The organism is Pseudoalteromonas sp. SM9913, from assembly GCF_000184065.1.
Lineage (GTDB): Bacteria > Pseudomonadota > Gammaproteobacteria > Enterobacterales > Alteromonadaceae > Pseudoalteromonas > Pseudoalteromonas tetraodonis.
The window spans coordinates 1,197,856-1,209,494 of the sequence record NC_014803.1; the positions used below are offsets into that span (position 1 = coordinate 1,197,856).

Here is an 11,639-nt window from a genome sequence, read left to right on the forward strand (position 1 = left end):
AAAAAGCCTTAAATTTATGATTTAAGGCTTTTTTTATGTTGTGTATTTTTTAAGCTCGAATATACGGTTATCGTTACTAAGGCTCTGAATGACTGATCAGCGCCCGTAAGGATCGGCGATGATTTTATCTACGTACCACTTACCTTTTATTTTAAGCATTTCGATGCTGCGGAAATCATCGATTTTTTTACCATTAAAATAACCGGTAAACACAATGTTTATTTTAGCCTGATTGCCATACTGTTCTCGCAGGCTTGAATTTGACATATCAATTTCAATCACAACTTCATCGTATTGTAAATTAATAAGACTACGCGCAAACTGTTTGGCCGTCCCATACGATTTCATTATGCGGGCTAATTTAGGCGTTGCGAAATCGCTGGCTTTTTGCAAGTTATGCTGGTTATAAAGCGCATCAAAATACACAGTAGCAGTGTCGCCTGGACGATCATTGTCAATATACTGCTCTTTAGGTTTAGTATTTTCATTACAGCCAACGATCAAAATACTAAAAATGAGCACAAAAATGGTTAAAATTGTTTTCATATTTGGTCAGGTTGATTACTTATACATAAAGTGTGTGATGGAATGGAGAAGATGTAAAGAGGAGTGAACTAAATAGATAGTAACTTATTAAAAAAGCAATAAAAAAGGATGTTAAAAAACATCCTTTTTTAATCAGAACGCTCGATTATTGAACAAGCTCTTGTTCGCTAAACTCTTCGTCAAACATCGGGCTTGATAAGTAACGTTCTGTTGCACTTGGTAAAATAACCACAATATTTTTATCTGCATTTTCAGGACGTTCAGCAATACGTTTTGCTGCAACTACCGCTGCCCCTGATGAAATACCGACTAAAATTCCTTCTTTTTTCATTAGTTCGTGACACATTGCTATACATTCTTCATTAGAAACTTGCTCTACACCATCAATTATTGATAGGTCTAAGTTACCAGGAATAAAGCCTGCACCAATTCCCTGTATTTTATGTGGTCCAGGTTTTACTTCTTCACCAGCAAGAGTTTGGCTAATTACCGGAGAATGGCTTGGCTCTACAGCAATTGATTTTACATTTAAGCCTTTTTCTTTTTTAAGATAACGGCTTACACCTGTGATAGTTCCACCAGTACCAACGCCTGCAACAAAGAAATCGATTTTGCCATCAAGTGCATCAAAGATTTCTGGGCCTGTTGTTTCAAAGTGAATTTTAGGGTTTGCAGGGTTTTCGAATTGTTGTAGCAAAATAAACTTATCTGGGTCTGCTGCTTGAATTTCTTTGGCCTTTGCAATAGCGCCATTCATGCCTTTAGCGCCATCGGTGAGCACTAGGTTAGCACCGAGTGCCTTTAATAGTTTACGACGTTCTAAGCTCATGGTGTTTGGCATTGTAAGCGTTAACTTGTAACCGCGAGAAGCAGCTACAAATGCCAATGCAATACCGGTATTGCCTGATGTTGGCTCTATAAGTTCTTTGTCTTTGGTAAGTTGACCTGATTTTTCAGCTTCCCAAATCATTGATGCACCAATACGGCATTTAATACTAAAGCTAGGATTTCGTGATTCAACTTTAGCGTATACATTCCCACCTGTAACACGGTTAAGTTTTACCAACGGTGTGTTACCGATGCTTAGTGAGTTATCTTCAAAAATAGTAGACATAATGTTCCTTTAGGTACAATCTGATCAACACGTTAACAACTATTCTGTTAACTTTATATGCCTACTTTACTGTGAGATAAAAAAAGTTAAAGTAAGCTTTGGCTATAACATATATTAATTACGCTTATAACGGATTGAACTAAAAACTCAATCTGTTAATTTTTTAGTTATTAAAAAGGCGAACTTGAAATCATTTGTTCGTTTTTAACTTTGTACTTTATCTTTTCTTTATGTAGTCGTTATTTAAACAAATCAACACAACACACTTATATTTTGTCGGTTAATTGTGCAAATGAACTGCGGTTGAACAGTTTATTGACACAAACTATTCAAAACATGGTAAAAACACATTATCTAAATTCAATAAAGTAATCACCATGAAGTTAATTTTAAAATTAATTGCCGGTATTGTGGCCGGTATCTTAGTCGGGCTCTATATTCCCTTAACTGGCGTTGAGCTTTTATATACAGTAAAAGAGCTTATCGGCCAGCTTATTAGTTTTACAATTCCACTGATTATTTTATTTTTTATTGCCTCTGGGATTGCCGGGCTTCCTAAAGGATCAGGGCATCTACTGGGAAAAACGGTGGGTTTTGCATATGGCTCAACAATTATAGCTGGTACTTTAGCGTTTTTATTAGTGACGGCGGTTATTCCGTTTTTAAGCGGCGGTATTTCATTTGAAGCTGAAGCAGTGACCGAAGTAGGTAGCTTTATTGACTTAGAAATTCCACCATTAATGGGTGTAATGACTGCTTTAGTCACAGCATTTGTATTTGGTATTGGTATGAGCCAGCTTGGCTTAGACACATTAAAAACTGTGTCGGATCAGGGGCGCGATATTATTGATGGTTTACTTTCAAAAGTAATTATTCCGGCATTACCATTTTACATTGCAGGTGTATTTGCTGAAATGACCGTAGCAGGCACCGTTGTTGATACATTACAAGCATTTGGTGTAGTACTTATTGCTGCGTTAGTGATGCATTGGTTATGGTTGAGTGTTTTATACATTACCTCAGGCCTATTACTTAAGCGTAATCCTATTGAGCTAATTAAAAATATGTTACCTGCGTACTTTACTGCATTAGGAACCATGTCGAGCGCGGCAACCATTCCAGTATCTTTGCAATCAAGTAAAGCAAATAACGTTAAAGAGGATGTAGCTAACTTTACAGTGCCATTATGCGCCACTATTCATTTGTCAGGTTCAACAATTACAATAGTTACCTGTGCTATGGCTGTAATGTTTTTATCGCCTAGCATGGAAGTACCTTCACTAATGGCTATGTTGCCATTCATTATGATGTTAGGTGTAGTGATGATTGCAGCGCCAGGCGCCCCAGGTGGTGCGGTAATGTCGGCGTTAGGTTTATTAACTAGCATGCTTGGTTTCAATGAAGGTGCGGTGGCACTAATGATTGCACTTTACCTAGCGCAAGATAGCTTCGGCACTGCGTGTAATGTAACTGGCGATGGTATTATTGCTTTATGGGTAGATCGTTTTAGTGAAAAGGCGTCAGCATAAATCATTGGGGCGTATTTACCTGCTGTAGGTAAATACGCTTTTAATCATATCGGTCATAAAGACCGATTACGAAAGCATAATATTAGTTATGGTTTCGTCGTATCTATGCTAATGTTGAGAATTAATTTTGTTAACTTGCATCTTATTAGGCTAGTGAGGGTGTTCCATTGATTAACGTACTTTTAGTTGATGACCATGAACTTGTGCGCACAGGGATCAGACGTATTCTTGATGATATACGTGGTTTTAAAGTAATAGGTGAAGCTAAAACAGGCGAAGAGGCTGTGCAGTTTTGTCGTCAACATGCGCCAAATATAGTATTAATGGATATGAACATGCCTGGTATGGGCGGGCTTGAGGCAACTAAAAAGGTTTGCCGTTATTGTCCCGATGTAAAAATTATTGTGCTTACAGTTAATTGTGAAGACCCATTTCCAAGCAAGGTCATGCAAATTGGTGCTCATGGCTTTTTAACCAAGGGGGCAGGATCTGATGAAATGGTGCGTGCTATACGTTGCGTGCATGCAGGGCAACGTTATATTGCGCCAGAAATAGCGCAACAGATTGCACTTGCACAGGTAACCGGGCGTACCGATGAAAACCCATTTCAAAGTTTGTCTGAGCGTGAACTACAAATAATGCTAATGATCACCAAAGGTGAAAAAGCACAGGATATTGCTGAGCGCTTAAATTTAAGCTCTAAAACAGTAAACAGTTATCGTTATCGTATGTTTGAAAAGCTAAACGTAGGAGGCGATGTAGAGCTTACTCATTTAGCCATACGTTACAAAATGATTGATATAGATATCTCTTACTAGTCGATATATATGTCTGAATTTGATCATGCCCAGTTTTTAAAAACTTTATCGAGTGAGCCTGGCGTTTATCGCATGCTCGATAATGACAACCAAGTTATTTATGTCGGTAAAGCTAAAAGTTTAAAAAAGCGGGTGAGTAGTTACTTTCGCAGCAACATTACCGACAGCAAAACCCGTGTTTTAGTGAGTAATATTTGTAATATTGAGGTGACACTTACTAATACAGAAACAGAAGCGCTTCTGCTTGAAAATAACCTCATTAAGAAATATCAGCCACGTTATAATATTCTGTTACGTGATGATAAATCGTACCCGTACATATTACTCACGAATCATAAGCACCCTCGTTTAGCCTTTCATCGTGGTAGCAGAAAAGTAAAAGGCGAATATTTTGGCCCGTTTCCAAGCGCTGGAGCCGTATCAGAAAGTTTGCGTTTAATGCAAAAAATATTTCCGGTACGTCAATGTGAAGACGCTTACTACCGTGCGCGTAGTCGGCCATGCTTGCAATACCAATTAAAACGTTGCTCTGCGCCGTGTGTTAATAAAGTCTCTGAAGATGAATACGCGCAGCAAGTTGATTATGTCCGTAAATTTTTAACCGGTAAATCCCATGAAGTAATAGCCGATCTTATCGCTAAAATGGAAAAAGCCAGTGAGCAGCTTAATTTTGAACTCGCAGCTAAAGTTCGCGACCAAATTATGCTATTGCGTAAAATGCAGGAGCAGCAGTCTATCTCAGGTAATTTTGCTGAAATGGATGTTGTAGGTTTTGCCCATTTAAATGGCTTAAATGGGATTCATCTACTAATGATCCGCGATCATAAAGTGCTGGGTAGTAAGACTTACTTTCCAAAGGTGCCTAAAGACTCACAGGAGCAGGAAATCTTAACCTCTTTCTTAGGCCAATATTACTTAGCACCGGGAGCAACAGGACGCATTGCCAAAGAAATCATCTTACCATTTGAAATTGAAGAAAGTGATGCGCTCAGCGAAGCACTAACTCAAATTAGTGAACGTAAAGTATCGCTTAAAGTGGTTACTCGTGGTGAGCGAGCACAGTACTTACAGTTAGCCAATAAAAACGCATTAAATAGTATTACGGTTAAGCAAAGCACTCAAGACTCTATAAACAAGCGTTATGCTCAATTAAAGGCTACCTTGCGTCTTGATGACATTAATCGCATGGAATGTTTTGATATCAGCCACACCATGGGCGAAAACACCGTGGCCAGTTGTGTTGTCTTTGATTCTCAAGGGCCTAACAATAAAGAATATCGTCGTTACAACGTCACGGGCATAACCGGTGGCGACGATTACGCCGCTATGGAATTTGCACTAAACAAACGTTATAACAAGTTAGTGGATGAAGATAAAATTCCTGATGTTATTTTTATCGATGGTGGTAAAGGCCAATTAGGTAGGGCAGAACAATACTTTGAAAACTGGCCGCATGCAAAAATGCCACTATTAGTTGGGGTTGCAAAAGGCACTAGCCGTAAACCAGGCCTTGAAACTTTACTTATTGACGGTGGGCGTAAAACTATTCCTATGGATTCTGATGCACCCGCACTGCATTTAATTCAGCATATTCGCGATGAGTCGCATCGCTTTGCTATTGCAGGACATCGAAATAAGCGTCAAAAACAGCGAACTCAGTCGCTATTAGAAGAAATAGATGGCGTTGGCTCAAAGCGTCGACAAACATTATTAAAATATTTAGGGGGCATGCAAGGCGTAAAAGCTGCTAATATAGAACAGCTAAAGAAAGTTCCTGGGATCAGTCCTGACATGGCTGAGAAGATATTTAACCATTTGCATGACAAGGGCTAGCCCTATGTGCGAATATAGAAAAAAAGACATATCCAAGTAGTTATGTGGAATATTCCAAACACACTCACAACGTTTAGACTCTTTCTTATCCCCATTTTTTTGGTGATATTTTATATGCCTTATTCATGGGCATTCTTTGTTGCTGCCTTTATTTTTTGGCTTGCTTCAATCACAGACATACTCGATGGCTATTTAGCGCGTAAGCTTGAACAATCAACGCCTTTTGGTGCGTTTTTAGACCCTGTTGCTGATAAAGTAATGGTGTGCGCTGCCTTGGTTGCTTTATCAGAGCATTATCAATCTTTGTATATGACTATTCCTGCACTTATTATTATAAGCCGTGAAATTGTTATATCGGCGCTACGAGAATGGATGGCTGAGCAAGGCAAACGCGGCAATGTAGCTGTATCCGATATGGGTAAGTTAAAAACCGCAGCGCAAATGTTAGCCATTATTGGCCTAATTTGGCAGTACGATACCTGGATGATGTATTTAAGCTATGGCTTACTTTATATAGCGACGTTTTTAACGCTCAGTTCTATGGTGCAATATTTAGTTGCAGCATGGGCAGAATTGACCAAAAATTGATTGTAAACGTCTAATAACGCACCATTTTAGATAAAAAATAATCAAACAGTTCAAAAGTAGCATTTTTTGTGTTGACGCGTTTAATAATCTCTGTAGAATGCGTCCGTGTTGAGAGGGCATAGCCCCCTAGATAAACAAAGCGGCACTAGCTCAGTTGGTAGAGCGCGACCTTGCCAAGGTCGAGGTCACGAGTTCGAGCCTCGTGTGCCGCTCCAGTTTATCTTAAAGCTAACCTAGTATTGAGGCGGAATGGCAGAGTGGCCATGCACCGGATTGCAAATCCGTTTACCCCGGTTCGACTCCGGGTTCCGCCTCCAATCAACACTCCACACGCTTTAATTAGCAAACTCGATGCCCGAGTGGTGGAATTGGTAGACACAAGGGATTTAAAATCCCTCGACTAACAAGTCGTGCCGGTTCAAGTCCGGCCTCGGGCACCACTTTGTGGTTTGGTTACATATACCAATATGTAACTTATAAAAAATCTTATTTAGAATTAATATGATGCGGCACTAGCTCAGTTGGTAGAGCGCGACCTTGCCAAGGTCGAGGTCACGAGTTCGAGCCTCGTGTGCCGCTCCATATTATTTGATATGTTTAGGCGGAATGGCAGAGTGGCCATGCACCGGATTGCAAATCCGTTTACCCCGGTTCGACTCCGGGTTCCGCCTCCAAATAATTACTCCACACGCTTTAATTAGCAAACTCGATGCCCGAGTGGTGGAATTGGTAGACACAAGGGATTTAAAATCCCTCGACTAACAAGTCGTGCCGGTTCAAGTCCGGCCTCGGGCACCACTTTATATTCTTTCCGTAAAATCTAATTAAATCATCATATCTTTATTACTAAGTCCCTTTAGGCACACTAATTTACTACCCCCTGTTGTTAGCAATAATGGTTTGTTGCAAGGTCTGATACATACTCTTGGCTCACCAATAGACTGTCATTGAACACTTCAGACTTTTTTACAAGTTAATCAAGGTGTAGTGTAGGTCGTTAGCTAAATCATAAACTAGACTCTTTAATACCAATTCGCTTAATTAAGCGGTCTATTTTGAGGCAGGAAAAACGGGGTGATAGCTAGGCAAAAAAATAGCTATTTAGTTGTTCTAAATGAGAATTTTTCAACACAGATAGCGACACGTTTAGCCCCGCAAAATGATTGAGTATTATTGCGGATTGGTATAATAAGCGCAGTGTTAGTTATTATGGTTATGCAGTAATGTATATAAACCTAAGCAGGGATGTCGTTATAAGCATTCAGACCTACTACATAGGTTATTAAATTTACTTGTAGGATGCTTATAATGTTTAGATAAGGTGAGCTTATAGGTAGGTTGGGCGGCTTTAATAACGTCTATCTTCGCACTAGTAATTTATAAGTGACTACTGTTATCAATAACTTTTAGATTAAAGTTAAATCAATAAAAAACCCGAAATGACAATGGCCGTTTCGGGTTTTTAACTTGAAGTATAAAAACTAATTATTTATGCCAAATACCTTTTGGAATAGTTTTATTGAGTTTGTCGTTCTTACTTGGATCAAACGTCGGTAACTTTCCGGCGCGTCGCTGAGCGTTATAATCTTTAGCAAGCCACACGACAACACCTGAGAGCATAAATAATGCGATTACGTTCACTATTGCCATTAAGCCCATAGATACATCAGCTAATGTCCACACTAGTGGTAATTCGCCCAATGCACCAAACATTACCATACCTAACACTAATAACCTGAAGATCAACATGCCAGATGCGTGGTTATGCTCTAAGAATAATAAGTTCGTTTCAGCATACGAGTAGTTAGCCACAATAGATGTAAATGCAAAAAACAAAATAGCGACTGCTACAAATATGGCACCCCAGCTGCCTACATGTTCTTCAAGGGCGGCTTGTGTAAGCGCTATACCCGTTACATCCGAGCCTGGCACTAATTGCTCTGATAATAAAATAAGAGCGGCAGTTGCAGTACAAATAATAATAGTATCTACAAATACCCCCAGCATTTGTACATACCCCTGTGAAGCAGGGTGAGGTGGGTTTGGCGTTGCCGTTGCTGCAGCATTCGCAGCGCTACCCATACCGGCTTCGTTTGAGAACAAGCCGCGTTTGATCCCTTGGATCATCGCTTGCATTACCCCATAACCAATTGCACCGGCACCCGCTTGTTCAAGACCAAAGGCACTTCTAATCACATGCATAAATACATCAGGTAATTCAGTGTAATTTACAGCACATATATAAAGTGCAACCACAAGGTAAGCAGCAGCCATAAATGGAACGGCTAATTCAGCAAATCGAGAAATGGTTTTTAGACCGCCAAATATAATAATACCTGAACCAATAACAAGAGCGATACCGACTATATAGTTAGGGATACCAAAGGCGACTTCAAAAGCCGCAGCAATAGAATTTGACTGTACTGCGTTAAAAACTAAACCAAAGGCTAAAATTAAGCACAATGAAAAGACAACACCCATCCAACGCTTGCCAAGTCCGTACTCCATATAATAGGCTGGACCACCACGGAAGTTACCTTCTTCATCTCGAGTTTTATAAGCTTGTGCCAATGTACTTTCAGCAAAGCTAGTAGCCATACCAATTAAAGCAATTAACCACATCCAAAAAATAGCACCTGCGCCACCTAAATAAAGCGCAACGGCAACACCTGCCATATTACCAGTACCGACACGGGCTGCTAAAGAAGTACAAAATGCTTGGAAAGAAGAAATGCCGCCGTCAGAGCCTTGACGACTTTGAAACATGACTTTAATCATATGTGGAAACTGTACAAATTGGATAAAACCAAGACGTATTGTAAAAAATAGCCCTGCTGCTATTAATAAGTACACTAAAATATGACCCCATAAGAGACCACTTATACTATTTATTATATCTGTCATGTGCGTTACCTAGTGAACGAGTTGTAAATATCGGGCGCAACTTACCACAAGCACAGTAAATAGTTTAGTAAACAGCATAAAAAAATGAGTTATCCACAGGGTTTTGTGGGTAACGTGTGTGTCTAGGTGGGGTATCTTTGGGGTAAAAATTAAATGCAAAAAAGCCTTTAAAAACGCTTGCGTTAAAATCGATTCGCCCTATAATGCGACCCCACTGAGACGGCAGAGCGCAACGCATAGCGAGGCACGAGCTAATCAGTGAGTCGAGTAAAACTTAGTTTCGAAAACTTTCAAGTTTAGAGAAATTAAGTGTTGACAAAAAAATAGGAAAGCGTAATATGCGCAGCCCTAGCGAGATAAAGTTAAACGCTTTAATCGCAACCGGATAACCGGTATAGCTCTTTAACAATATAAAGCAATCATCTGTGTGGGCACTCGTACAGATTGAGTTCTAACAGCCAAGCTACTTAGGTAGTGAGGCAAACAAATTTAGAGTCTCAATTGAAACTGAGTGACCAACAGAATAGTTACTTAGGTAATTATTCAGCACAGTCAATTCAATATCGAAAGATATTAAATAATTCAGAATTCATTGAGCTGTCGAAAGACATAAAACTTTTTAATTGAAGAGTTTGATCATGGCTCAGATTGAACGCTGGCGGCAGGCCTAACACATGCAAGTCGAGCGGTAACATTTCTAGCTTGCTAGAAGATGACGAGCGGCGGACGGGTGAGTAATGCTTGGGAACATGCCTTGAGGTGGGGGACAACAGTTGGAAACGACTGCTAATACCGCATAATGTCTACGGACCAAAGGGGGCTTCGGCTCTCGCCTTTAGATTGGCCCAAGTGGGATTAGCTAGTTGGTGAGGTAATGGCTCACCAAGGCGACGATCCCTAGCTGGTTTGAGAGGATGATCAGCCACACTGGGACTGAGACACGGCCCAGACTCCTACGGGAGGCAGCAGTGGGGAATATTGCACAATGGGCGCAAGCCTGATGCAGCCATGCCGCGTGTGTGAAGAAGGCCTTCGGGTTGTAAAGCACTTTCAGTCAGGAGGAAAGGTTAGTAGTTAATACCTGCTAGCTGTGACGTTACTGACAGAAGAAGCACCGGCTAACTCCGTGCCAGCAGCCGCGGTAATACGGAGGGTGCGAGCGTTAATCGGAATTACTGGGCGTAAAGCGTACGCAGGCGGTTTGTTAAGCGAGATGTGAAAGCCCCGGGCTCAACCTGGGAACTGCATTTCGAACTGGCAAACTAGAGTGTGATAGAGGGTGGTAGAATTTCAGGTGTAGCGGTGAAATGCGTAGAGATCTGAAGGAATACCGATGGCGAAGGCAGCCACCTGGGTCAACACTGACGCTCATGTACGAAAGCGTGGGGAGCAAACAGGATTAGATACCCTGGTAGTCCACGCCGTAAACGATGTCTACTAGAAGCTCGGAACCTCGGTTCTGTTTTTCAAGCTAACGCATTAAGTAGACCGCCTGGGGAGTACGGCCGCAAGGTTAAAACTCAAATGAATTGACGGGGGCCCGCACAAGCGGTGGAGCATGTGGTTTAATTCGATGCAACGCGAAGAACCTTACCTACACTTGACATACAGAGAACTTACCAGAGATGGTTTGGTGCCTTCGGGAACTCTGATACAGGTGCTGCATGGCTGTCGTCAGCTCGTGTTGTGAGATGTTGGGTTAAGTCCCGCAACGAGCGCAACCCCTATCCTTAGTTGCTAGCAGGTAATGCTGAGAACTCTAAGGAGACTGCCGGTGATAAACCGGAGGAAGGTGGGGACGACGTCAAGTCATCATGGCCCTTACGTGTAGGGCTACACACGTGCTACAATGGCGCATACAGAGTGCTGCGAACTCGCGAGAGTAAGCGAATCACTTAAAGTGCGTCGTAGTCCGGATTGGAGTCTGCAACTCGACTCCATGAAGTCGGAATCGCTAGTAATCGCGTATCAGAATGACGCGGTGAATACGTTCCCGGGCCTTGTACACACCGCCCGTCACACCATGGGAGTGGGTTGCTCCAGAAGTAGATAGTCTAACCCTCGGGAGGACGTTTACCACGGAGTGATTCATGACTGGGGTGAAGTCGTAACAAGGTAGCCCTAGGGGAACCTGGGGCTGGATCACCTCCTTATACGATTTAGAACTTATTTGTTCGTAGTGTCCACACAGATGATTGTTAGTTAGCTAAGCCACTGGCTTAACTAATTAATATGCTCTTTAAAAATTTGGAAAAGCTGATAATAAAATTCGTATGAATACAGTGTATTTGTACAGAGTTTTCAAAA

General features: G+C 41.2%; 7 protein-coding genes, 6 tRNA genes and 1 rRNA gene. 11 read left to right on the forward strand and 3 right to left on the reverse strand.

The features are described 5' to 3' along the window. Positions 1–96: 96 nt before the first annotated feature. Together PSM_RS05540 and cysK are read right to left on the reverse strand one after the other, a co-directional pair. Positions 97–546 (reverse strand): hypothetical protein, encoded by a 450-nt coding sequence (locus tag PSM_RS05540; protein WP_013464590.1) that lies wholly within the window; start codon positions 544–546, stop codon positions 97–99. A gap of 145 nt (positions 547–691) precedes the next feature. Continuing rightward, positions 692–1,660, reverse strand: coding sequence for a cysteine synthase A (cysK, locus tag PSM_RS05545; RefSeq protein ID WP_013464591.1), 969 nt, complete (start codon positions 1,658–1,660; stop codon positions 692–694). 377 nt (positions 1,661–2,037) lie between these two features. Between cysK and PSM_RS05550 the strand changes: the two genes are divergently transcribed. From PSM_RS05550 to PSM_RS05595, 10 genes are all read left to right on the forward strand, one after another. Then, positions 2,038–3,189 carry a dicarboxylate/amino acid:cation symporter gene (locus PSM_RS05550; RefSeq protein WP_010391481.1) on the forward strand — a complete coding sequence of 384 codons (1,152 nt, stop codon included), beginning with the start codon at positions 2,038–2,040 and terminating at the stop codon, positions 3,187–3,189. A gap of 167 nt (positions 3,190–3,356) precedes the next feature. Then, complete coding sequence (gene uvrY / locus PSM_RS05555) at positions 3,357–4,007, forward strand: UvrY/SirA/GacA family response regulator transcription factor (protein WP_013464592.1); 651 nt, start codon at positions 3,357–3,359, stop codon at positions 4,005–4,007. Between the two features lie 9 nt (positions 4,008–4,016). After that, positions 4,017–5,840 (forward strand): excinuclease ABC subunit UvrC, encoded by a 1,824-nt coding sequence (gene uvrC, locus PSM_RS05560; protein WP_013464593.1) that lies wholly within the window; start codon positions 4,017–4,019, stop codon positions 5,838–5,840. Between the two features lie 42 nt (positions 5,841–5,882). After that, the gene (gene pgsA / locus PSM_RS05565) at positions 5,883–6,428 is read left to right on the forward strand and encodes a CDP-diacylglycerol--glycerol-3-phosphate 3-phosphatidyltransferase (protein WP_013464594.1); all 546 of its coding nucleotides are present in this window, start codon (positions 5,883–5,885) and stop codon (positions 6,426–6,428) included. 139 nt (positions 6,429–6,567) lie between these two features. Next, positions 6,568–6,643 (forward strand) — tRNA-Gly (locus PSM_RS05570). Between the two features lie 28 nt (positions 6,644–6,671). Beyond that, positions 6,672–6,745 (forward strand) — tRNA-Cys (locus PSM_RS05575). A gap of 36 nt (positions 6,746–6,781) precedes the next feature. Then, a tRNA-Leu gene (locus tag PSM_RS05580) sits at positions 6,782–6,868 on the forward strand. Between the two features lie 66 nt (positions 6,869–6,934). After that, positions 6,935–7,010, forward strand: a tRNA-Gly gene (locus PSM_RS05585). An 18-nt stretch (positions 7,011–7,028) separates the two neighbouring features. After that, positions 7,029–7,102: transfer RNA gene (locus PSM_RS05590), tRNA-Cys, on the forward strand. A 37-nt stretch (positions 7,103–7,139) separates the two neighbouring features. Then, a tRNA-Leu gene (locus PSM_RS05595) sits at positions 7,140–7,226 on the forward strand. A gap of 687 nt (positions 7,227–7,913) precedes the next feature. On the opposite strand, the gene PSM_RS05600 is transcribed toward PSM_RS05595, so the two are convergent. Continuing rightward, positions 7,914–9,332, reverse strand: a complete 1,419-nt coding sequence (locus PSM_RS05600) for an alanine/glycine:cation symporter family protein (protein ID WP_013464595.1) — start codon at positions 9,330–9,332, stop codon at positions 7,914–7,916. 620 nt (positions 9,333–9,952) lie between these two features. Here PSM_RS05600 and PSM_RS05605 point away from each other — a divergent pair. Further along, positions 9,953–11,485: ribosomal RNA gene (locus PSM_RS05605) — 16S ribosomal RNA — on the forward strand. Positions 11,486–11,639 lie beyond the last annotated feature (154 nt).